Source organism: Sphaerospermopsis sp. FACHB-1094, assembly GCF_014696195.1.
GTDB classification, from domain to species: domain Bacteria; phylum Cyanobacteriota; class Cyanobacteriia; order Cyanobacteriales; family Nostocaceae; genus Sphaerospermopsis; species Sphaerospermopsis kisseleviana.
On sequence record NZ_JACJPT010000079.1, the window covers coordinates 1 to 23,758 of the forward strand.

General features: G+C 35.3%; 18 protein-coding genes and 1 pseudogene. 18 read left to right on the forward strand and 1 reads right to left on the reverse strand.

Features of this window, described 5'->3' with window-relative positions; translation table 11 throughout:
- Positions 1-126 precede the first annotated feature (126 nt).
- Positions 127-750 (forward strand): annotated as a pseudogene (locus H6F47_RS19705) (FAD-dependent oxidoreductase); the annotation flags it as partial.
- A 318-nt stretch (positions 751-1,068) separates the two neighbouring features.
- Here H6F47_RS19705 and ilvD read toward each other — a convergent pair.
- Entirely contained in the window at positions 1,069-2,763 is a 1,695-nt protein-coding gene (ilvD, locus tag H6F47_RS19710) for a dihydroxy-acid dehydratase (protein ID WP_190650622.1), read from the reverse strand.
- 31 nt (positions 2,764-2,794) lie between these two features.
- Between ilvD and H6F47_RS19715 the strand changes: the two genes are divergently transcribed.
- The 17 genes from H6F47_RS19715 (at position 2,795) to H6F47_RS19795 (ending at position 23,402) form a co-directional block, all read left to right on the forward strand.
- Positions 2,795-2,953: a hypothetical protein gene (locus H6F47_RS19715; RefSeq protein ID WP_162501850.1), complete on the forward strand. Its 159-nt coding sequence runs from the start codon at positions 2,795-2,797 to the stop codon at positions 2,951-2,953.
- 622 nt (positions 2,954-3,575) lie between these two features.
- Positions 3,576-4,322, forward strand: a complete 747-nt coding sequence (locus H6F47_RS19720) for a hypothetical protein (RefSeq protein WP_190650624.1) — start codon at positions 3,576-3,578, stop codon at positions 4,320-4,322.
- Between the two features lie 74 nt (positions 4,323-4,396).
- Entirely contained in the window at positions 4,397-5,221 is an 825-nt protein-coding gene (locus tag H6F47_RS19725; RefSeq protein ID WP_096565418.1) for a hypothetical protein, read from the forward strand.
- On the forward strand, positions 5,214-6,089 hold the full coding sequence (locus tag H6F47_RS19730) for a hypothetical protein (protein ID WP_190650626.1): 876 nt from the start codon (positions 5,214-5,216) through the stop codon (positions 6,087-6,089). Before H6F47_RS19725 ends, H6F47_RS19730 begins: the two co-directional genes overlap by 8 nt.
- A 469-nt stretch (positions 6,090-6,558) precedes the next feature.
- Complete coding sequence (locus H6F47_RS19735) at positions 6,559-8,868, forward strand: hypothetical protein (protein WP_190650628.1); 2,310 nt, start codon at positions 6,559-6,561, stop codon at positions 8,866-8,868.
- Between the two features lie 196 nt (positions 8,869-9,064).
- The gene (locus H6F47_RS19740; protein ID WP_190650630.1) at positions 9,065-9,328 is read left to right on the forward strand and encodes a hypothetical protein; all 264 of its coding nucleotides are present in this window, start codon (positions 9,065-9,067) and stop codon (positions 9,326-9,328) included.
- Positions 9,329-9,345: 17 nt separating this feature from the next.
- Positions 9,346-10,614: a hypothetical protein gene (locus H6F47_RS28090; RefSeq protein ID WP_242027449.1), complete on the forward strand. Its 1,269-nt coding sequence runs from the start codon at positions 9,346-9,348 to the stop codon at positions 10,612-10,614.
- A 4-nt stretch (positions 10,615-10,618) separates the two neighbouring features.
- A complete protein-coding gene (locus tag H6F47_RS19750) occupies positions 10,619-12,040 on the forward strand; it encodes a VWA domain-containing protein (RefSeq protein ID WP_242027450.1) in 1,422 nt (473 codons plus the stop codon).
- Between the two features lie 58 nt (positions 12,041-12,098).
- Positions 12,099-13,082: a hypothetical protein gene (locus H6F47_RS19755; protein WP_206755155.1), complete on the forward strand. Its 984-nt coding sequence runs from the start codon at positions 12,099-12,101 to the stop codon at positions 13,080-13,082.
- 4 nt (positions 13,083-13,086) lie between these two features.
- The gene (locus H6F47_RS19760; RefSeq protein ID WP_190650635.1) at positions 13,087-13,896 is read left to right on the forward strand and encodes a hypothetical protein; all 810 of its coding nucleotides are present in this window, start codon (positions 13,087-13,089) and stop codon (positions 13,894-13,896) included.
- 96 nt (positions 13,897-13,992) lie between these two features.
- Positions 13,993-14,949 carry an ARC6/PARC6 family protein gene (locus H6F47_RS19765; protein WP_199291224.1) on the forward strand — a complete coding sequence of 319 codons (957 nt, stop codon included), beginning with the start codon at positions 13,993-13,995 and terminating at the stop codon, positions 14,947-14,949.
- 101 nt (positions 14,950-15,050) lie between these two features.
- Positions 15,051-16,523 (forward strand): vWA domain-containing protein, encoded by a 1,473-nt coding sequence (locus tag H6F47_RS19770; RefSeq protein ID WP_190650637.1) that lies wholly within the window; start codon positions 15,051-15,053, stop codon positions 16,521-16,523.
- A gap of 10 nt (positions 16,524-16,533) precedes the next feature.
- Positions 16,534-16,917, forward strand: coding sequence for a hypothetical protein (locus H6F47_RS19775; RefSeq protein ID WP_190650639.1), 384 nt, complete (start codon positions 16,534-16,536; stop codon positions 16,915-16,917).
- A 90-nt stretch (positions 16,918-17,007) separates the two neighbouring features.
- On the forward strand, positions 17,008-18,402 hold the full coding sequence (locus H6F47_RS19780) for a VWA domain-containing protein (protein WP_190347190.1): 1,395 nt from the start codon (positions 17,008-17,010) through the stop codon (positions 18,400-18,402).
- A 108-nt stretch (positions 18,403-18,510) separates the two neighbouring features.
- Complete coding sequence (locus H6F47_RS19785; RefSeq protein WP_190650641.1) at positions 18,511-19,134, forward strand: FHA domain-containing protein; 624 nt, start codon at positions 18,511-18,513, stop codon at positions 19,132-19,134.
- 262 nt (positions 19,135-19,396) lie between these two features.
- Positions 19,397-21,139: a protein phosphatase 2C domain-containing protein gene (locus tag H6F47_RS19790; RefSeq protein WP_190650642.1), complete on the forward strand. Its 1,743-nt coding sequence runs from the start codon at positions 19,397-19,399 to the stop codon at positions 21,137-21,139.
- 55 nt (positions 21,140-21,194) lie between these two features.
- Positions 21,195-23,402 carry a serine/threonine-protein kinase gene (locus H6F47_RS19795; protein WP_190650644.1) on the forward strand — a complete coding sequence of 736 codons (2,208 nt, stop codon included), beginning with the start codon at positions 21,195-21,197 and terminating at the stop codon, positions 23,400-23,402.
- Positions 23,403-23,758: the final 356 nt, after the last annotated feature.

Here is a 23,758-nt window from a genome sequence, read left to right on the forward strand (position 1 = left end):
CGGTATACCCTTCAAAACCCTTGCACTAATTTCTGTGTTTATCAGCCTCTAACCTTTGATATATCAAGGTTTTAGGTTTATTCAGCAAACCCTACATATATTTTTGCCGCTGACAAAAGTTTTAGAGGTGTAAAAACAACCACGGACACCTTCCACAGTGCTGATATAGCCATTTGTACTGGTGGAATGAGCCGAAAATTATTAAAATCAGTAGGTATTTCTGTGAAAATTTATTTTTCTCATGCAGAAATAATTGAAACTCCATCAGTGGATCTGCGGTTACGCACCTTAGTCACACCGGCGATTTTACAACGCCTTCAATTAGAAATTGCATCAACTCAAAATGATCAATTATGGGATCAACCTGGTGAAATAGTACCACCTATTTTAGATGCAGGTGCAGTCCAGTTTCTTGATGGTAGTTTGCGTTTAGGTCAAATTAGTCGTATTCTTACAGATCCCCATGAACAAATTAACTCAGAGGAAAGTGAAAAATGGTTGCGAACAAGTATCACGCACATATTACCAGCTTTGGGAAATTTACCAGGAACTTGGCATCATTGTTTAGTTGCATTTAGCAAAGATAAATTACCTTTAATTGGTACTATTCCCGAATTTGAACATATTCATATTTTCTCTGGTTTTAGCAGTCCGTTTGTTTTTGTTCCACCTTTAGCACAACGCTTTGCTAAATTTCTATCTGGACAGGAAGATAAGATTATTGATCAGTTGTTGACGCTACCCGCCTGAAAAGGACGGGGATTCTTGTTTCAATGGTAGGGACAATTCATGAATTGTCCCTACATCTTTTTCGGAGAGGTCTAATTAGGGGTTGCTGAGAAAGTCTTTCCGTGAGGGCATAGGAGTCAGGAGTCAGTAGGGGCAAACCCCCCGTGGTTGCCCTCTTGTGTCAGGAGGAGATTGGAAAATTTCTTTGCCATCTCTTGAAATCCCAAAAAATGCACACTTTTTCCGGTATACCCTTCAAAACCCTTGCACTAATTTCTGTGTTTATCAGCCTCTAACCTTTGATATATCAAGGTTTTAGGTTTATTCAGCAAGCCCTAATTAATGATGATCGAACAAATCTAAATCTGTAACTGCGCCAACGCTACTAGAGGCTACGAGTTTAGCATATTTAGCTAACACACCTTTAGTATAGCGGGGTGGACGGGGTTGCCAGTTGGCACGACGACGGGCTAATTCTTCATCAGATACATTGATCTGTAATAACCGCGCATTAGCGTCAATGGTAATGCTATCACCTTCTTCTACCAAGGCAATATTACCACCAACTGCGGCTTCCGGGGCAACGTGACCAACTACCATCCCGTAAGTACCACCGGAAAAACGCCCATCGGTGATTAAACCCACGGAGTCACCTAAACCTGCACCAATAATAGCAGAGGTGGGAGCGAGCATTTCCCGCATTCCTGGACCGCCTTTGGGTCCTTCATAACGGACAATTACCACATCCCCAGCTTTGATTTTCCCTGCCAAAATGGCATCTAAACAAGATTCTTCTGATTCAAATACTCTCGCAGGTCCGGTAATGGCTGGTTTTTTCACTCCGGTAATTTTAGCAACTGCACCTTCAGTAGCCAGGTTGCCTTTGAGAATAGCTAGGTGTCCTTGGGCGTACATGGGGTTATTCCAAGGACGGATCACATCTTGAGCGGGTGATGGTTCGTCAGGAATATCTGCTAAAACTTCGGCTACAGTTTGTCCTGAGATGGTGATACAGTCACCATGTAACAGGCCATGAACTAAGAGCATTTTCATGACTTGGGGAATACCACCGGCTTTGTGTAAGTCTGTGGCTACATATCTACCACTGGGTTTTAAGTCACAGATGACGGGAACACGACCGCGAATGGTTTCAAAGTCGTCTAAAGTGAGTTCTACACCAGCAGCACGGGCGATCGCCAGAAAATGTAAAACTGCATTGGTAGAACCACCCACGGCCATAATCACAGAAATGGCATTTTCTATAGATTTACGGGTGATAATTTGCCGGGGTAAGATTTGTTTACGGATAGCTTCTACTAAAACGGCTGCTGATTTGGCGGTACTTTCGGCTTTTTCTTCATCTTCTGCGGCCATTGTGGAGGAATAGGGTATACTCATGCCCATTGCTTCAAAGGCTGAGGACATGGTGTTAGCTGTGAACATTCCTCCGCAAGAACCAGCACCGGGACAAGCGTTACGTTCTACTGCGAATAGTTCATTTTCATCAATTTTACCGGCGCTGTGTTGACCTACTGCTTCAAAAGAACTGACAACGGTTAAGTCTTTACCGTCATATTTTCCGGGTTTGATTGTGCCACCATATACAAATATGGCGGGGATGTTCATGCGTGCCATTGCTAACATAGCACCGGGCATATTTTTATCACAACCACCAATGGCCAGCACACCATCCATACTTTGCCCACTACAAGCGGTTTCGATAGAATCGGCGATGACTTCCCGGGAAACTAGGGAATATTTCATTCCTTCTGTTCCCATTGAAATACCATCACTGATGGTAATAGTACCGAAAATCTGGGGCATTGCTCCCGCTTCTTTTACACCAATTTCTGCTCTTTGGGCGAGTTTGTTAATCCCCATATTACAGGGGGTGATGGTGCTGTAACCATTGGCAATACCGACAATGGCTTTGTTAAAATCTTCATCTTGGAAACCAACCGCCCGTAACATAGCCCGGTTAGGCGATCGCTGCACCCCTTGGGTAACTACTTTACTTCTTAAATTTTCTGCCATTTTTATTGATTCCTTCTGTACCATGATCGCTATGATGGCGATTTTTGTAGGTTTTGTAGGTTTTGTAGGTTTTGTAGGTTTTGTAGATATTTATTCTCTCAAAAAGTGGTCATTGGTTATTAGTTTCTTAGTTATTGATTTATTAATGATTGGCTTATTAATCATTGGTGATTATTTATGTATCAAATAAGTAGTCGTGTAAAATAAATTTTATAGTTAAATCTTATAGTTAGATTTTATAGTTAGATTTTATAGTTAGATTTTATAGTTAGATTTTATAGTTAAATTTTATAGTTAGATTTTATAGTTAGATTTTATAGTTAAACGATGTTTTAAAAGTGCTATTCCGTGAAGTAATGTAATTAAAATCATGCTATAAGCTGTTACACAGCTAAATTGTATGATCCTAATATTCTGAACTCTTGTTTAACAGGCAAGATGCCTGTTCCACTTATACAAATTAAATGAACAACAGCTTATCACTTTAAATTACTTAGTTTACAAATCTTTAGAAATTGTTAAAAAAAATTTTTTAGGTATAAATTAACTCCTATTAAAACCTCTCCCTTACAAGGTGAGATGCTTTAAAAAACCTTAAAAAACCTTTTACGTAGTTATGTAATGACTTATGTAACAAGTGTAGAGATGTTAGTTTCTCGTAGATTATTAGTTCTGTTTTATACTTTTTTAACAAACTGCTACACAAAAAAAAATAAAAAAAATAAAAAAAATATACTTCATTTCAAAACTGTGTCACAACTATTATCGTATAATTAGATTCAAATATATATAGTGTCATCAAAGTAATCTGTGTGGGAGTAGTATACATAGGCGATCGCGCAACAGGCAAGACTCACCTAGCACTAGAGTTAGCCAACCCCGATGGTGAATATGTCAAAGTTAGTAATCTCGATTATGACAATCTGAGATTGTTATTGCTGGATGAAAATTACCAAGGCAAGCCCACGGATGCAGTAGCACCATATCAATATTATTTAGATATGAATGTGCGGCTACCATCTGGGAACAAGCAGGTTTTAGTAAATTGGGTTGATACAGGGGGGGAGGTATGGCGAAAAAGTTGGCAAAAAGATAATACTGATCGGTGGATTCAATTTTTAGATCCTATTCGCAATAGTGAAGGACTATTACTCATTATTCCACCCCATCGGGGGATGACTTTTCAAAGTGGTGTGGATGTAGAACAGTTCCCCACACAGAAACAATGGTGTAATCGTTTTGAGAGATGGGTAACATTTTTCCATCAACAATGTCCAAAAGTCAGACATTTGGCTATTTGTATGAACAAAGCTGATTTATTTTGTAATTTATCCACAGAAGGAGGAAAACTAGCTTATAAACCCCACGGTAGTTCCCTCAACTGGCAACAACGACATAGTTATGTTTTACAAAGATATTTTCGTCCGATTTATTCCCAGATAGAAAAATTAAATCAAGGTATTGATGGCGGTTCTGTGCGGTGTTTCATTACATCTATTTACCATCGGAGTCTCCTAGAATTACCTTGGATTTATTTAGGTAGTTTTTTGGCTAAATAGGTGTAAATCATGTAGATATTATGGATATTATTCAACGATAACAAAGATTTGAAAAATCATTACAAGGGTGTGATATGGGCAATATTCACGTAATTGGACCACAGGCTTCAGGAAAAACTACTTATTTAGCAGCTTTGGCTTATCAACCAAGTAAAGCAGCTTGGAGAAAGAAAAATTTTAAAGTTCAAGCATTAAATGACGAAACCAAAGAATTAGCAGATAATGCAGAAAATATTATTGTAGAAGGTGCATCTTTAGAGCCTACTCGGACCAAGGTTACAACCATTGATGATTTAAAAGTTTACTCATTTTTGATTGAAATCCAGAAAAAATGGCAAAAACCAGAAAAAATTAATTTAGCTGTCCGTGACTATCCAGGAGAAGTTTTTAAAGAATTAGAATCTGTATCTGCTGATCCAGTCCATGAAGAATTTATGAATGAGTGTTTAAGTAAAGATACTCAAGGGTGTTTAATTTTGTTAACTGAGTGGAAACAAGGAACAGATAAATTTTATAAACGAGTTTTCAAAAGGTTCATAGACTTAATGGATAAACAAGAAAGATTGCAGGATTTACGGTTAGCTGTAGCCATGAGTAAATGTGAAAGAGGGGAACTGTGGCCTGGTAGGTTAGATCCAGAAAATGATTTATTTGCCATTCATTTTCCAGACACCCTGACATTTTTAAAAGACAATATTCCTAGTAAAAATCTACAGTTTTATGCTATTTCTACCTTTGGGGTTTTACACCGTACAGATCCACGACCAAATCGCAAAGAAGAATTAGGAAAACAGAACAGATATTCTGTTTTAAGAGAACCTGAACAATGGTCTCCCTATGGAATGATTTCCCCTCTTTATTGGTTGAGTACAGGTAAGAAGATGAAAGAAGATGCTTAATTTATTTAAAAGTAAAAATCAGACCCCATTACAAAGTAGTGTAGTGTTACGAGTGATAGGCGATCGCGCTTCTGGAAAAACCACATATATGGCTTCTTTAGCACGGTGGCCAAATGCTGATCCTAACAGTCCAGTGCAAGCTGTAACTGCTGTAGATGAAGGTGGAGAAGAACTGATCAGCAAAGCTCAGAATATCTTAGAACAAGGGTTACAACTAGAACCAAATAAGTTAGAGAATATTTCAGAGGTTACAAATTGCACTTTGCAAATAAGTCTAAAAGAAAAAAAAATAGGTTCTCCATTGTTTAACCTGAATATCAGTTCTAAAGACTATACAGGGGAATTTTTTAGTGACTTATTACATCAAAGTCAAAATCCCCAGTTAGAGGAATATTTAGAAGATTGTTTACAAGCTAATGGTATTATGTTTTTAGTTGATGGTAGCAGTCGCCGTAAAGACTTAGAATATGCCAATGGTTTAGACAAATTGCTGTTAGCACTGGATCGGAATGATATCAATGGCAGTAAGCGCCGAATTGCCTTAGTATTGAATAAATGTGAACAATCTGATTTATGGGTAAATCGAGATAAACCAGGATTTTTAGCATCAGCGCGGTTTCCCCAAGTTTGCCGCAAATTACAAGCTTGGCAACAAATGGGAGGAGGAGAGATAGAATTTTTTACAGCTTCTGCTTTTGGGATGTTGGGTAATAAATATCCCGAACCAAATGTTAACTTATTAAATAGGAGTAGAGGAGGAGTGAGAGCAGTAATTAAAAATCCTAGACTGTGGCGGCCTTTTGGTTTAGTTGCGCCCATTTATTGGCTGGCTAAAGGTTCACGTCATCCAGAGTTAGATCATGTATGAAAGAAGTTAGCCATTTTTGATCTTACCCTCACCCTCTCCTAGAACACCGATTCATTAATCGTAAGGGCGAAGCATTTGGACGGAATATGAACTGGTTTCAACGATAGGTTATCAGCCGAATGCTTTGCCCCTACTAAAACCAAAATTTTATCGTAAGGGCGAAGCATTCAGACAGAATATCAATGGTTTTAGCGATAGGTTATCAGCCGAATGCTTCGCCCCTACTAAAACCAAAATTTTATTGTAAGGGCGAAGCATTCAGACAGAATATCAATGGTTTTAGCGATAGGTTATCAGCCGAATGCTTCGCCCCTACTAAAACCAAAATTTTATCGTAAGGGGGAAGCATTTGGACAGAATATGAACTGGTTTTAGCGATAGGTTATCAGCCGAATGCTTCGCCCCTACTAAAACCAAAATTTCAAAGCCTCTCTCCTTGTAGGTAAAAATAAAAAACATGATAAACAATATGAGTTCACCAAACATTGAAATCCACGAATTTAGTACAGGTATTCACATTCAAAAACGCGATAATGGTTGGGTGTCCCTTGGTTTTACGGGACAATATATGAACGCTACTATTAACCCTATTCCTCAAGTTGTAGAAAGGGCGATCGCTAATCAAGAATTTGCTTTAACTGAAGGTGCATCTAGTGAAAAACCGGCAATTATTGGGCGGGTAGTAGGAAGCGGTGATGATCCTTGGTGTGTAATCGCTGTTGTTACACGAGGAGAGGATGAAGTGGGACGCAGTGCGGCTTTTTATCGTTATTTTTTATGTAAGGGAGATAAGGGAGATAATAGTTATTTACGGTATATATTGGCTTGGTGGGAACAAAATCAAAAACCAAGATTTAACCCTTTAGATGTTAAAGATAGTCCTCATTTATTTACAGTTACAACAGTTACAGGAGAAATTCCTACACCTCATCCTACAAAAGAAGATGAATCTTTACCATTTGCACAACAAAAACCGATAGTTTTACCAGTAGAACGGCAAATTGATTTATATACTCTTAACAGTTTAGCTATTAGAAAATCTAATTCATATAACAATGGTTTACCTGTATCCTGGGCGTTTAATGTAGAAGCACTGGTAAAACCAGAACGTTTCCAAATAATTCAACCGGCATCACAAAAAGCCTATGACGGACTAACACGAGCCATTGCTAATGCTAGTCAGATTGTTTCAGCAGTTAATTTTGATGAAGCAGCGTTAAAGGCCGGGATTCGCAGTTTAATGAATAGTTCCCAAGTCAAACCGGAAGCAGTGGAGGAAATTGTTAAAGCTGTAGAAAATGAGCAAGTTACTGATGAATATTGGGAGAATTTATTTAATGGTCAAGGTGCGGATAAAGCGATCAAGCAAAAAATTTATAGTCCGCAAATGGTAAGATTGATGACAATAAGGGCGATGGTTTTACCAGAGACTTTACCGCAGTTTTTGGCATGGTTGAAGATTCAACCTGGTAAAAAACTTGATGAAAATCAAATGATGTCTTTAGAGTTGCAAAAAGCTATTCGGAAATCATTCCCGAAAGAACAACTATCAGCAGGAATTAAATATCTATTACCCAAGTTATTAGATGAGAAAATATCAGTAGATAGTCTTAGTTGGTTGTTAGCGATGGAAGGTAGTGCTTGGGTTTATGCTCAAAAGGAATTTTTTAATGATATTAAATATGATTTACAATTAATTCATGATCATTGTTCTAATTCTAATAACTTATACCCAAATTCTGTTCTTAAAAATCAAATTAAAACTCAAAATGATTCATGGCAAAATAATTTGAAATGTGAAAAGAAAATTTGGGAAACGTTAATACACAATTGGAAAGGTATTCAACAAAGACTCTATATAATCGAAGGATATCAACCTTTAGCTGAATTATTTGAAAATTTCAAAGAATATGATTTAGCTGCATATTTTTATCAAATCCAAGAGGGAGAAGTCAAAAAAGATTTATTTGATCTAGTAACTGATTCACCATACCGTCGCCGATCTTCATCTGTTGTTTTTGGTTTAAGTCTTGTACGAAAAAAGAATTTAATTGATCATGCCTTTGATTTTATTATTTTTATTGTGGAGTATGATATGAAACTTGGATTGGTTGTTCCTCTTTCCCTAGTAATCTTAGTTAGTGGTTGGTTTATCGGTACAAAAACTTGGCAATCTTATACTAGTGCAACTGATATTGAAAAATCTTTGTGTAGTAAGACTTTTAACGATCCTCAAGAGAACAAAGACTGTCAGGTTATATTGCGAAATAATGACGAATTGACAGGTAGTGGCATTTATCCTTTTAATGAAATCAAGACATTAATTCCAGCGATTGTAAATGATGTTGTTGAGGAAAAAATTAACCCACAAACACAAACAGCAACACAAACAACAACAACATCAACACAAACATCAGTAGATAAAAACCAGATAAAAGAACAAAAAGAACAAAAACAAAAAAAACAAGTTTCAAACGAGCTAGAGAAAATCTTAAACAAATCAATATCAAAAGAAAATAAACTTCAATACGCGGCTTTATCCCCTGGTAAAGAACCAACAGACTTAGCGACTCAACAGCAATGGGTGAGAGCAATTTATATTTATCAAATTGATAAACAAATACCATATCAAAAAATCGCAGTTAATAATGGTGAAAAACCTAAATGTTTCTTGTGGATTTTCTGTCCTAAGAAAGAGGATTCTAATAACCAAGCTATTGATGCAAAAGACTCTCAGCTTTATAAAAAATTGAGAGAAGATATTGAAGCAAAATTTTAATTAATTTATGGTCAGGGTTTAGCAGTGCTAAATCCTTTACAAAGGGGGGCTAAGGAGGGTATTTCAAGGATTACAAATAATGAGCGCGATCGCTTGTGTTACCCTTTTACCCCACCCTAACCCTCCCCTTGTAAAGGACTGGATTTTCCGGTTTCTCACCTTTGTAAAATCGCTATTCACAATATTCACAACTTTCATGAACTCACAAACACAAACATCACTAAAATTAGCGATTCGGAAATTAATCCACAGTTCCCAAGTCAAACCGGAAGCAGTGGAGGAAATTGTTAAAGCTGTAGAAAATGAGCAAGTTACTGCTGAATATTGGGAAAATCTCTTTAATAATGAAGGTGCTGATATTGGAATCAAGGAAAATTTTGGTTTTGCATTGCAAAACTTCGGGGTATTTTTTATACTAGTGGTAATTTACTTGATTGCCGCAGGTTCAAACAATAATTAAGCGGGGCTACAAAATTTATGAGAATCTACCTTTACATCATAGCCGGGATTACATCAGCCTTACTAGGCTGGAATATAGGTCAATTTTTCCTCACAGATTTAGGGTTATTATCACAATTTCCCGAAATTGTCTTATTTCCTTGTATAGCAATTTCCTTAGCATTTGGTATGGTGATAAATGAAATATTTATCAGCAACCCTACCAGACCAAAACGCAGTTTGCAAACTGCCAAACAACCCCTATTAATCGCCTTGGGATTAGGTACACTTTCTGGTTTAATCGCTGGTATTATTTCCCAAATTCTCTTTTTGCCAATTATTCGTGTACCTACACCTATAGTCAGAACATTAGGATGGTTATTAATTGGTAGTTCTGTAGGTATTGCGGAAGGTTTAAGTTGGCGGTGGTATAGTATAGAAGCGGGAAGTAAAAAACGCTTTCAACAAAGATTAAAAACTAGCGTTCTTGCTGGTATTGGTGCGAGTTTTACCGCAGCAGTTTTGTTTGAAATAATGCGATTAAGTTGGGGGACAATGCCGGCGGAATTTAAAGGTATAGAAGATCCCATTGGTTTTAGCATTTTAGGTCTTTTATTAGGTGCTGCTTTTAGTCTCACCAACTCCCCTAGTTATATTGCAGCTTTGCGGGCGGGTAGAGGTTTTGAATATGTGGAATTTAAAAATTTTCCTCGACAATATATAGAATTTAATCATGATGTTAAAGAATCTGTAGAGTCTGTAGAGTCTGAGGATGATGTTAAAGAATCTGTAGAGTCTGTAGAGTCTGTAGAGTCTGAGGATGATGTTAGAGAATTTGTAGAGTCTGTAGAGTCTGTAGAGTCTGTAGGGTCTAAAAAGGATGCTCAAAATCCACCAATACCAAATATCAATCAATCTTATCCTGCGATTGATAAGTCTTACCTATCATTTATCACAGAAAATGACAATATTAATGATGATGAAATTGAAGAAGGTTTATCAATTCAGTTACCTGGTAATGGTACAATCAGAATAGGCTGCACTGTTGAAAATACACATATTTCTATTCCTGGTCTACCGCTCCATGTTGCTGATATTAAACTAGAGAAAAGGACAGCTACTCTCATTCCAGATCATCAGTTTTTTTATGCGATAGAAGTAAATGGAACTAGGTTGAAGTCTCGACGCAGTATTCCTTTAAAACATAATTATGTTTTAACTTTTTATACAACAAGTGTCGATGGTATTAATGAAGAGAAATATTATCGTTTTGTCTACTATAACCGCTTTTTAGATCCCCAGGCTTAAAGACATGGTAAAAACAGAATTTACAACAGAATTTCCAGATGATCAAATATTGTCTGGTGGACATACTTCGACAAGCTCAATACAAGTCCTGCCCGCCCATCGAAAATCAAAAATTATCAGTAAACAAATCATATCAATTATAGGCATTACCAGCATTACAGGCAAGATGCCTGTTCCACAAGAGTTGATTAAAAATTGTTTGATTGGTAAGTCTTTAGCTGTATTTTTGTTGGTACTTGGTGCTTCATTTAATCCTACTTTAGCAGCAGTTAAAGAACCTGAAATTGTGGGTAGTCCTACAATTAAAAATGATAAAGTAACAGTTAGAATTAAGGTCAAAGATAAAAATGATAAACCTGTTATGGGTTTACAAGATACTAATTTTAAATTAACAGTTGATAATCGGACAGTCCAATTTAAACCTAAAGATTGGAAAAGTCCAGAAGAAAGTGTACCTCCTCCTGCTTGGATTATAGTTTTACTTGATTTTAGTGGTAGTATGAATCAGGTAGATAGTAGGGGAATCAAAAAAGTCACTGGTGCAATTAAGGCGATTCGGCAATTTACTAAAATTTCTGGAGAGAGGGGAGGAAATACACAAATTTCTATAGTTCCTTTTGGTAAGTCTGGCAATAATTGTCCTGAATATCCTGTGAATAAAGAAACTTTAGATAAATTTCTATCAGCCGATGATGTTAAACTAGGAAATCTTCTAGATTATTTATCTGGTTTAACTCCCTGTGCATCTACAGATTTATATGAACCTTTAACCAAAGCTGTGAAGTTTTTAGGTAATACAGAAGACAAGCGTTTTAAATTACCAGAAAATTCTTTCCAACCACAACCAAGACTATCAATAATTCTCTTGTCTGATGGTTATCATAATGCACTGAATGAATACGCTGATTTTGAGGCTTTAAAAAAGTTACTTAAAGGTCATGAAAACATTACAGTACATACTTTAGGTTATGGATTGACACCACAGGAATTAGGTATAAAATATAAATTAGGTAGACCGGCTACCCGTGGTGATAAAAAAGTTCCTGAAGCGGAATTTGTAGACCAAAAAAGATTAGCGGAAATTGCCAATTTAACGGGAGGTATTGCGGAGTTCTCTGGTGATGCAGAAACAATAGGAGAGAACTTACAATTATTTTTAAATGCTTTATTGGGAGAATATGAAATTACCTATACCCAACCCAATGCAGAACGAGGATCTAAACATAATATTAAAGTGAGGGTAACTGAAAAAGGTAAATCTGTGGATTCAAAACAGGTAGAATATATTATGCCTGTGTTTGGGCGATCGCTTCCTTGGGAAGTTCGTTTAATGATGGTTATAACGGTGTTATTTATCGTTATTGTAGGGGGGATAGTTCCTTTTCACTATTGGGGAAAATATCTCAAAGCAGAAGGTAATAGATGAATTGAAATAATGAATTTAAAGAATGAATTGAAAGAGTGCATTTAAGGAATACAAAGGAATGAACTTGATGAAAATTCTTAGATTTTATGTAAGTGTTTTGAGTTTTTATTTCCTGACTGGTTGTTTACCAATTCAACCACTTAATGAAATGGGTATTTTTCAGAATAGTTCTCAGAATAATTCTCAGAATAATTCTCAGAATAGTTCTGGATGTTCTACCCAACCAACCACAGTTTTAAAAACCAACGATGTTAAACTTGTTTCTCTCAATTCTCAAACCATCACAGAGTCAGGGATGGTGACAAATAATAAATCACTTGGTTACACCTTTATAGGGAAAACAGGTAATAAGTTAGTTTATCAAACAAATCAGAATATTTGTATTTGGGTTTATACACCAGATAATAAATTAATGAATAATCCTGTTTTACCTGTTGATGGTAAATATATTATCCAAATTGCTGCTATGGAAGGTGCAACTACTTTTGATTTAGCATTGCAACTAGAAGATAATACCCAAGCTGTTAATTTATCATCTTCTCCTACACCTATAACAACGACTGAGATAGAAAAACCATCTTCTCCTAAACCTGTAACAACAACTAAGATCAAAAAAACTCAGACACAAAAAACAACTAATAATATCTCACCAAAAGAAAATATTTCTGAAAAATCAATATCAGTATCAACAATACCAAATAGAATATCACCAGCAAAAGCTATAGAAAACTATTATACTATGATTAATAATCAACAGTATGATTCAGCTTGGGATATTTACCCCACAGAAGTTAAAGAAGACAAAGAATTACACCCTAATGGTTATGATTCTTTTATTGAATGGTGGACAAAAGTTAATTATGTCAATGTTAATAATGTTAGTATTGCATCGGAGAATAATGATTCTGCTATTGTCAATTTTAGAAGTCGCTATGAAATGAAAAATGGTAAATCAATTCCTGTGATATTAAAATTTTATCTTGTTTGGAATCAAGAAAATGAGAATTGGTACGTTACTAAAATTAAGCTAATTAATTCATAAAAATATGAAAATATACCTAAAAAACTTATTTATTTACTCTACCATTGTAACCTTTATCACATCACTCATAGCTTGTCAGAATGATTCTTTTTTACCTGATTTTACTAATTCCTCTGGTTGTAGTGAAAAACCTAAAGTTTCTTTGAATGCAAAAGATGTAGAAGCTATGGTACTAAATGAAAGTACAATTACAAAATCTGGTCAAGTCAGCATTAATAAATCAGTTGGTTACACTTTTATGGGTAAAACTGGTAATAAGTTAGTTTATCAAACAAATCAAAATATTTGTATTTGGGTTTATACACCAGATAATAAATTAATGAATAATCCTGTTTTACCTGTTGATGGTAAATATATTATCCAAATTGGTGCTATGGAAGGTGCAACTACTTTTGATTTAGGATTACAATTACAAAAAGATGCAGAAACTCCAATCTCATCAACCCAACCAACCACCTTAAAAACAAAACAGACAAAAAATTCAAATCGACAAGATCCTGCTGTTTTTATTAGAAATTATTATTTATCTTTAAACAACCGCGAGTATAGTCAAACATGGAGTAATTTATCAGATCAGTTTAAAAATTATTCTAGTAGTTATTCCGAATATCAAAAATGGTGGAATAGTGTTAAAGAAATCAAAATTGGTAACATTGAGATTGTAAACATTAGTAACAATACTGCTAGTATAGATGCTGAGTTATGGTATTATATGAACGATGGTAGAGAGTTTCAAGATACTCGCAATCGTATTTATTTAATATGGAGCGAAAATAATAATACCTGGCTAATTAATGACAAGTCTGAACCATGATGATCCAAGTTAATATTTATCCGAGATTTATCCGAGATTTATCTGAGATTTATCTGAGACTTATCTGAAAAAATAATTTTAGGGAAACTACATGATATGATCAAAAAGTTAATTGTGTGTTGTACCTGTCTATCTATCCTTGGTTGTCAAACAAACGTAAATCCACTTAACTCTATTTTTCAGAATAATGTTGTTACCTCCTCTGGTTGTGGTGATAAACCTACAGTTTCCCTAACTGGAAAAGATGTAGAAGCAGTTGCATTAGATGAAAATACAATTACGAAATCTGGTCAAGTTAGTGTTAATAAACATATTGGATATACTTTTACAGCAACCACAGGACAAAAATTAAATTACAGCACTGATGCGGATATTTGTCTTTGGGTGTTTACTCCAAATAATGAAATTATCGACGGTGGAGAATTGCCTAAAAATGGTAAATATATTATTCAAGTAGCTGCACCCCAAGGGGTAAAAACTTTTGATTTAAAAATAAGTTTAGGAAATTTAGAAACTGCGGTATCTACTCCTACACCTGAATATACTCCTACATCTGAATCTACTCCTACACCTGAATATACAAATACTTCTGAAAACTCTACAGATAATACAGATAAGAATTATGAATCTAATTTAGAACCTAATAATCTTCAACCAGAAAATGATATTTCTCAAGAACAAGCATTAGAATTAGTCCAAAGATGGTATGCAGCAAAACCCCAGATATTTGCGCCACCTTTTGATAGAGACTTATTAGGAGAACTGGCAACAGGAAGACTTTATGCACGAGTAGGAGGTGTAGATGGTTCAATAGATTGGTTGCAAAAATATAATCGTTATTATACTTATAATAGATCAGAAGTTACCAGCATTATGGGTTTTTCCAATTCTGGAAGACTACCATATATTAAAGTTAGAGTGTTACAAGAATTATATCTACATGGGGAGAAAGGAATTGATCAAACAAATTCTGGTGTATATGAAAATGATTATATCTATTTTTTTGCTAAAGAAAATGGAATTTGGAAAATATATAAGAATGAGAAAATATGAAGATAAGGTTGAAGATTATTTTAATTCAAGGATGAATAAAAAATATCACATTTGTGTTTTTGGCTAAAAAATAAATTGATGCACATTAATATAAAACTAATATGTTGAACCTACTTAATCGCTTAAAAAACAACAAACCTCTACTATTTGCAATATACGGCGCTGGTGGATGTTTGACAGCAGCAATTTTATTAGGAGAACCATTTTTAGCCTTAACTAAATCTGATACACCTACCCAAAACGAACCCCAAGCAATAGTTTTGTTAATTGACACATCCTCAAGTATGAGTGATGGCAAATTAACAGAAGTCAAAACCGCAGCTAGTAAATTTATAGAACGTCGTAATTTACAGACGGATCAAATAGCAGTCGTCAATTTTGGTATAGACGTTAAAACTGTTACTCCTCTGACAAACGACATTAACACTTTAAATAATGCCATTAGTAGTTTATCAGAAGATGGTTCTACACCAATGGCTCAAGGTATGGATACAGCTTTAGGAGAATTACAAACAACTACATTAAATCAGAACATCAATAATAATATCATTTTATTTACCGATGGTATACCAGATGATCCCAATTTTGCCTATAATTCAGCCTTAGCAACTAGAAACGCAGGAATAAAATTAATTGCAGTCGCTACTGGAGACGCGGATATTAATTATTTAACTCAAATTACAGGCGATCGCTCTTTAGTATTTTATGCTAATTCCGGTCAATTTGATCAAGCATTTCGCAACGCAGAAGCTGTAATTTATCAACAATTAGTTGAGTCTAATTCTAGAGAAAACTATAGTATTGGTGATTTATTATTACGTATGAGTGGTTGGACAGCATTTTTAGCAATGGGAATATCCCTAGCTTTAATTATGGGACAAAACCGCTATATGCGTTTACCTTTATTAACAACAAAAAAAGGAATTATTGCCGTCAGTGGTAGTTTAATAGCAGGAACAATAGCAGGTACAACAGGACAATTATTATTTTTAGTATTTTCACCTCTATCTAATATAGCATTACTAGAAGTTGGTAGAATTGCCGGCTGGGTAATTTTAGGAGCGTTAGTAGGAGGAGGTACAAAATTTTTCGTTCCTAATTTAAACCTCAAAAATGCCTTAATAGGAGGAACAATTGGCGGGGGAATTGGTGCTAGTGGTTTTTTAATTACTGCTAGTATTTTTGGTGATATTTTGGGGCGGTTATCCGGTGCATCTATCCTGGGATTTTTCATTGGTTTAATGATAGCGTGGATAGAACAAAAACAATTAGCATCAGCACCATATTTATTGGTACATTGGACACCCACCGAAAAAACAACATATTTATTAGGGACAAAACCAATTTTAATTGGTACATCTTTAAATGTAGAAATTCCTGTAAATGCTACTGATGGATTTACACCAATTACTGCTAAAATCTTCAAAGAAGGAGAAAATATTATTATGGAATTTAATCAAGAATATGCGATGATGAAAAAAATGAAGAAAACAACTCAAGATTTAAAGATTGGAGATACTCGGAAACTAGGACAAATTACCATAGAAGTCAAGGATAAAACCGCTAATCAATAGTTAACTAATAATGGTTAAATATACATTTTACCTCAAAATCCAAAACTCCAACGAAAGGTATGAATACACCCTAGATTTAAACCCCATGCAAGAAGATACACCAGAACAGGTTTTTACTCCCACCCTCAAGGAAAATATTCGGACAACATTACAAAATCTCAGCTTATCAGCAATCAAGGATCACCAACTTAATAACATTATTCAAACCTGGATAGAAGATATTAGAGAGGGTTATAGATTTAGTTCCCTAACTCTCAATTTAAGATTATTGATAGAGGAGAACATTGACAAATTACAAGAAACCGGCAATCAAGAAACCCCGAAAATTATTAACCCAGATATATCAGATATAGAACCACAATTTGGGATGTTACCACCTTTGAATTTTGTGTAATCATGTTTATTTAATCATTCAACAATCATTCAATAATCATTCAATAATCATTCAATAATCATTCAATAATCATTCAATTAGGACATAAAAATGCAGAACGCTATTAACGTTAATATTACTCCCCATCGGGAATTTATGCCAGCAGACAGCACAGCACAAAAATTATTTGTGATGTTGAAATTACGTCCCATTAAAGATGTAGCTACAAGTCGCCCACCTACCACATTTACCTTTGTGATTGACACCAGTGGATCAATGTATGAAGTAGTAGCAGGAGATGTCAAACCTACAGGTATTACTTATCAACAAGATGGGAAACAATATGAACAAGTCACAGGGGGAAAATCAAAAATAGATATAGTGATTGAATCCTTGTTAGCATTAGTAAATTCAGGAAAATTAACAACAAGCGATCGCATTGCCATAGTCCAATTTGATGATAATGCTTCCCAAATTATTGGGTTAACCAGTGCTACAGAAGTCCAAAAACTAGAAACCGCCATTAACAACCTGAGAGAATTTTCCGGTGGTACACGCATGGGTTTAGGATTACGGAGTGCATTTGATTTGTTAAGTGAACAACAAATGACAGTCAAACGTATCCTATTATTTACCGATGGACAAACATTTGATGAAGATCAATGTCGGTCAATTGCTAATAATTTAGCCACTAATAATATACCAATTACAGCCTTAGGAGTAGGGGAAGAATTTAACGAAGATTTACTGACTCATCTTAGCGATTTTACAGGAGGAACATTACTATATATAGTACCAGGAATTGCCAAAGGTACAGAAACATCAATTTTAGATTTACCTCATAAAATCATCGCTGAATATAGCCAAGCCCAACAAGAAGTTATCACCAATTTAGCCTTAACAGTAAAAACAGTCAAAGGAGTAGAACTAACCCGCGTAGTTCGTGCTTATCCTACCCAAGCAGAATTTCCTCTCAATCAAGATCCTTATCCATTAGGAAATGCGATCGCTAATGACGAAACCATATTTATTTTAGAATTTACCATTAATAACCGCCCCGCCTCTCGTGTACGTATTGCCCAACTAGGATTAACGTATGACATTCCTGGGCAAAAAATCCGTGGTGAACTACCACCACAAAACCTAATTATTCAATTTATTCCCGGAGAACAAAATGTAGCCCAAGTTAATAAAGAAGTCATGGATTATGTACAACAATGCAACATATCTAACTTAGTTGATCAAGCTACTAGAATAGCAGAAAAAGACCCAGAAAAAGCCGAACAGATATTAGAAACAGCCCGACGGATGACAGTTAAAATCGGCAACACAGACATGACAGAATCCTTAAATAACGCCCAAGCAGAACTGCGTAAAACCCGAAAAATCTCACCAGGAACTCGGAAAACAGTCAAAATGGGTGCAAAAGGTAAAACCGTGAAAATGGGTGACGATATTAATGAAATGCCATCAGAAGAAGAAATGCGAAAACTCACAGGAACATAGTAATTGATAATTGATAATTGATAATTGATAATTCCTAATTCAGAGTTAGGGGTGGCTGTAAAACCTTGCACGAAAACAATTAATAATTGAAATTCAGGAGAAAAAACCATGATTACTTGTACAGCTTGTGGCTATGATCAAAACCCAGACAACTCAGAATTTTGTAACGCTTGCGGTTCAGAACTGCAAACTATCATCATACCCCCACCAATTACACCCCCACCAATTACACCCCCACCAATCACACCCTCACCAATCACACCCTCACCAATCACACCCTCACCAATCACACCCTCACCAATCATAGAACCAAGCGTAGCACCTACAGTCATTCAACCACCCATACCACAACCTAACTATCCCATAATTACTAATACATCTACTACAAATACATCCACCAATGCTAAAATAATATGCAAACAAATTAACGCCCCCATTCCAGAATTTCTCATAGAGAATAACGCCATAGTAGGTATATTTGATCCTGACGTTGGACCAGTAGATATAGATTTAGAAACATTTTTTGGAGGAGAAACAGTATCTCGTAATCATGGCGAAATTTATCATGAACTAGGAACATGGAAAGTCAAAGATTTAGGTTCTACCAATGGTATATTTATCAAATCCCAAGGACAAACGCGCTTTAGTTCCAGAATTACCATACCCACCCCCTTAAACTCTGGTGATGAAATAGCATTTGGTAAAGTTAGATTTCTATTTCAAACCTTATGAAAAATATGAAAAATCAAACTTCCTTTTTCAAGTTAAGCTGTTGTGCATTTAATTTGTATAAGTGGAACAGGCATCTTGCCTGTTAAACAAGAGTTCAGAATATTAGGATTATACAATTTAGCTGTGTAACAGCTTAAAACTAAATACCACCTAAAAATACCCCCTAAAAATACCACCTAAATACCCGCAAAATTTAATAACCTAAAAATCGGGTATTTATTCTTATTCTCTTTGTAACTCTGCGTCTGGCGCGTGAAAAAAAATGAGTGAAATTACAAATCCATCGCCATTAATAATTCAAGAAAACATCTGTTGTCAAATCCAAAACCTGCAAATAGAAATCATCTCTTACTTAGGACAAATCACACCTGAGATTGATTACTTTCAAGTTAACATCATAGCTGCTGAAAAACCAGGGTTACTCAGAATAGGTGGAACTGACAGCGCCCTCAACCGAGAATTAGAATTAAGAAACCAATTAGGAGATTATAAATTAATTTCTCCACTCCTAGCGCACACCATAGAAGATCATATAAATATTCAAGTTTCTCATTTACCAATTGCTGATAACACAGAAATAGATACACAATCAGAAATTTTCAAAACAGAAACTTTAGCAGATGAATATTTAGCAGATGAAACTTTAGAAGAGGAATATTTAGCAGATGAATATTATCCAGAAACTGAAATCATCACCAACACATCTAATCAAAAACTCCTACTATTAACCTACCTTCCCCACGAAAATCAAACCTTAGAAACTTGGCTACAAACCGAACATACCCTAGAAAAATCATTATTAATTACCAGCCAAATCTGTCAATTATTCCGCTATTTACATCAAAGAAAATGGTGTATTATTAATATAATACCCCAATTTATGCAAATAGGAACACCCATCCAATTCTTTGATTTAACTAGCGCCTATCCTGTCGGTGAAAATCTCAATATTGGCTTAATGGGAAACTATTGCGCCCCTGAATTAGCATACTGTAAATATCCTATTCAAGAAACAATGAGTAGTTACACAGTAGCAGGATTATTATATCATATAATTCACAACCAAAATCTACCTAACGATCCCACTATAGAAATACAAATCAAACCCATTCCTCACCTGTATCAAATCCTGAAGATTTGCTTATCTCCCATCCCCGAAGAAAGATTTACATTAGAACAATTATTAACAATATTAGTTAATACCCGTCAAAAAATTAGCATACCAGATATTACTTGGGAAGTAGCCAGTTTGTCTACTGTAGGATTATCAATAAACCGCCTGAAGAATGAAGATAACTATGGTATTAAACAACAAAAAAACAGTGGTCAAGAAACTATAATTTTAGCTGCGATCGCTGATGGTATGGGAGGAATGTCCCAAGGAGAATTAGCCAGTAAATTAGCAATTAAAACCATATTAGAAACACCCATACCTCCAACAAATCAAACCAAAGAACAATATCAAGAATGGTTAACCTCCTTATTTACACAAGCAAATGAAACAGTATCCAACCAAGTTAAAGAAGGAGGAACAACCCTCAGCGTAATTTTTGCCATATCCCAACAATTGATGATCAGTCATGTGGGCGATAGTCGCATTTATTTACTACGTCAAGGAGAAATAAAACAACTGAGTCAAGATCATTCCCTCGTTGCCATATTATTAGCTAGTGGACAAATTACAGAAGCCGAAATTACCACACATCCAGATAGAAACGTTCTCACCAAATCCATCGGCGGAAAAAAGAGATTAAGCCATGATTACGTTCAAGATTTAAGACAAACAACCTCAGAATTAACAATGAAATTAGCAGATCAAGATATCATTTTACTATGTTCTGATGGTGTTTGGGACTTAGTTTCTCAAACTGAACTAGCGGAAAATTTCACCAATCAATCAAATTTACAAACAGCCGTAAATGCTACTATTAACCAAGTATTAGAACGAGGTGCATCTGATAATGCTACCCTGTTAGCAGTACGATGTTTAGTTAGTTATCTTTAGTTAATCACCAATCACCAATCACCAATCACCAATCACCCATTACTCATTAACATCTATGCAATGCCCCACCTGTCTCACTGATAATGTAGATCATGCTACTATTTGTATTGCTTGCGGTACACCTTTAACCCCCCATTCCCCTACATCAAATCTGCATTTATCCCCAGGAACATTAATTGGCAATGGTAGATATAGAATAGAAAATGTCTTAGGACAAGGTGGATTTGGTATTACTTACGCAGCAACATATTTACAAAATTCCGCAAAAGTTGCCATCAAAGAACTATGGCCAGAAAATGCAGCCAGACAAGGTAATACAGTTTTGTGGCCAATGTCAATTACTCCCGTACAGCGTCAAGAACAACTGCAAAGATTCCAAATAGAAGCCAACTATTTACAACAATGTGTACATCCAAATATCGCTAAAATTTATGAGTATTTCTTAGAAAATAACACTGCATACATGATCATGGAATTACTGGTTGGTAAATCCTTAGATCAGATATTAGCAACAGAAGGAATATTAGCAGAAAATCGAGTTAAAAATTATTTTCTGCAAATTGCTGAAGCTTTAAAAGTAATTCACAGTCATAATTTATTACATCGAGATATCAAACCCGAAAATATTATCATTGTAGATCCAGATCAAGCGGTATTAATTGATTTTGGTGCAGCCAGAGAATTTATAGCCGGTCAAACTGGAGATATGACTAGAATTTTAACACCGGGATATGCACCCTATGAACAATATATTCAAAAAGGTAAACGATTCCCTGGTACTGATATTTATGCTTTATGTGCATCAATGTATGAATTACTAACGGGAAAATTACCCACAGAAGCCACAGAAAGGGCTAGTGCATTTTTACAAAACAGTGCCTTAAATACATTAGTAACATTAGTAGATCCATTAATTGCACCGCGACAACTCCGCCCTGATTTAAGTCTTTTAATGGAAAAAGTCATATTAACAGGAATGCAATTTAGAATAGAAGATAGATTTCAAACTGCTAATGAATTAATAGCGGCACTCCAAGGTAAATTTATTTCTCCCCAACATCAACGGGCTAAACAATTAGTAAAACAAGGTAAATTAAATGATGCAGCCCAAGCATATCAAAAATATTTGTCAGTTGAACCAGAAAACGGGGAAGCAGCCGTAGAACTAGCATTATTACAAATATATATTGATGAACAAGAAGCAGAAATAGATGCTCAAAATGCCATTAAATTACAAGCAAATGATGGCAGAGGATACGGAGTTTTAGGATTGATTAATTGCCGTCGAAACAATTGGCAAGAAGCGGTAAAAAATTTACAAATAGCTGTTAATTTATCTCCTAATGAAACTTGGATACAAGCTAATTATGCGTGGGCATTAGCTAAATCTGGTAATTTAGCAGCAGCCGAAAAAACCATAGATACAGTATTAAAAATCCAACCAGATTGTACTTTTGCTTTAAGTTTGCAATCATGGATATATGTACAGCAACAACAATGGAAGTTAGCGATCCGTAAAGCTACTCAAGCAATATTTAAATTAAATAATCAAGTAAATAATCAAGTAAATAATCAAGTACAAAATCAGCTAAATCATCATGAAAAGCAATTACAAACTAACTTACAAAATAGTTTATATCCTTATTTAATTATTGCTTTAGAAAAAGCCGTTGTCACTAAACAAGCTAATGATGTAGATAGAAGAATTGCAGAATTTATTCACCAAGTACCTAATAGTAGTATAGCTTGGGGTTTAAAAGGTTGGAAACAAGGGAATCAATACTTATGGCAAGATGCACTGATCAGTTTTGAAAAAGCTGCCCATCAAACATCTCATAAAACATCTCATCAAACATCTATTCCTAGTTGGGTATTCCTTAATTATGCTATTACTCAAGAGAATTTAAAGAATTATCAAGATGCCATTCAAATATATGAAAATTATTTACAAACATTCCCACCCCTAGCTTTTCCTTACTTTCGTCTTGGTACTTTATACGCCCAAATAGGAGTATGGAATCAGGCTAAGTTATATCTAGAAAAAGCCATTAAATGTAATGGCAATTATGCAGAAGCATATCATAATTTAGGTTGGGTATTAATGAATATTAAAAATCAAGATGGGGAAATAGAAAATAGCAGAGAAATGTTATCTGCTTATAGTCAAGCTATCAAATTATATACCTTGTCTGCAACGTCCCAAAGTTTGCAAATAGCGGCAAATATTAAACAGGCATTTCAATTAATAGGTGTGAATATTTAGGGATTACTTAGTAAATAGGGTTTGCTGAATAAACCTAAAACCTTGATATATCAAAGGTTAGAGGCTGATAAACACAGAAATTAGTGCAAGGGTTTTGAAGGGTATACCGGAAAAAGTGTGCATTTTTGGGGATTTCAAGAGATGGCAAAGAAATTTTCAAATCTCCTCCTGACTCCTGACTCCTGACTCCTGACTCCTATGCCCTCACGGAAAGACTTTCTCAGCAACCCCTACTTAGGGTTTGCTGAATAAACCTAAAACCTTGATATATCAAAGGTTAGAGGCTGATAAACACAGAAATTAGTGCAAGGGTTTTGAAGGGTATACCGGAAAAAGTGTGCATTTTTGGGGATTTC

Bases quoted from the DNA above. Each gene is read 5' to 3' on its own strand.
- H6F47_RS19725 (WP_096565418.1), top strand. From the start codon at position 4,397: ATGGGCAATATTCACGTAATTGGACCACAGGCTTCAGGAAAAACTACT.
- H6F47_RS19755 (WP_206755155.1), top strand. From the start codon at position 12,099: ATGAACTTGATGAAAATTCTTAGATTTTATGTAAGTGTTTTGAGTTTT.
- H6F47_RS19770 (WP_190650637.1), top strand. From the start codon at position 15,051: ATGTTGAACCTACTTAATCGCTTAAAAAACAACAAACCTCTACTATTT.
- H6F47_RS19785 (WP_190650641.1), top strand. From the start codon at position 18,511: ATGATTACTTGTACAGCTTGTGGCTATGATCAAAACCCAGACAACTCA.
- ilvD (WP_190650622.1), bottom strand. From the start codon at position 2,763: ATGGCAGAAAATTTAAGAAGTAAAGTAGTTACCCAAGGGGTGCAGCGA.
- H6F47_RS19775 (WP_190650639.1), top strand. From the start codon at position 16,534: ATGGTTAAATATACATTTTACCTCAAAATCCAAAACTCCAACGAAAGG.
- H6F47_RS19795 (WP_190650644.1), top strand. From the start codon at position 21,195: ATGCAATGCCCCACCTGTCTCACTGATAATGTAGATCATGCTACTATT.
- H6F47_RS19760 (WP_190650635.1), top strand. From the start codon at position 13,087: ATGAAAATATACCTAAAAAACTTATTTATTTACTCTACCATTGTAACC.
- H6F47_RS19715 (WP_162501850.1), top strand. From the start codon at position 2,795: ATGATGGCGATTTTTGTAGGTTTTGTAGGTTTTGTAGGTTTTGTAGGT.
- H6F47_RS19730 (WP_190650626.1), top strand. From the start codon at position 5,214: ATGCTTAATTTATTTAAAAGTAAAAATCAGACCCCATTACAAAGTAGT.
- H6F47_RS19790 (WP_190650642.1), top strand. From the start codon at position 19,397: ATGAGTGAAATTACAAATCCATCGCCATTAATAATTCAAGAAAACATC.
- H6F47_RS19735 (WP_190650628.1), top strand. From the start codon at position 6,559: ATGAGTTCACCAAACATTGAAATCCACGAATTTAGTACAGGTATTCAC.
- H6F47_RS19750 (WP_242027450.1), top strand. From the start codon at position 10,619: ATGGTAAAAACAGAATTTACAACAGAATTTCCAGATGATCAAATATTG.
- H6F47_RS19740 (WP_190650630.1), top strand. From the start codon at position 9,065: ATGAACTCACAAACACAAACATCACTAAAATTAGCGATTCGGAAATTA.
- H6F47_RS19765 (WP_199291224.1), top strand. From the start codon at position 13,993: ATGATCAAAAAGTTAATTGTGTGTTGTACCTGTCTATCTATCCTTGGT.
- H6F47_RS28090 (WP_242027449.1), top strand. From the start codon at position 9,346: ATGAGAATCTACCTTTACATCATAGCCGGGATTACATCAGCCTTACTA.
- H6F47_RS19780 (WP_190347190.1), top strand. From the start codon at position 17,008: ATGCAGAACGCTATTAACGTTAATATTACTCCCCATCGGGAATTTATG.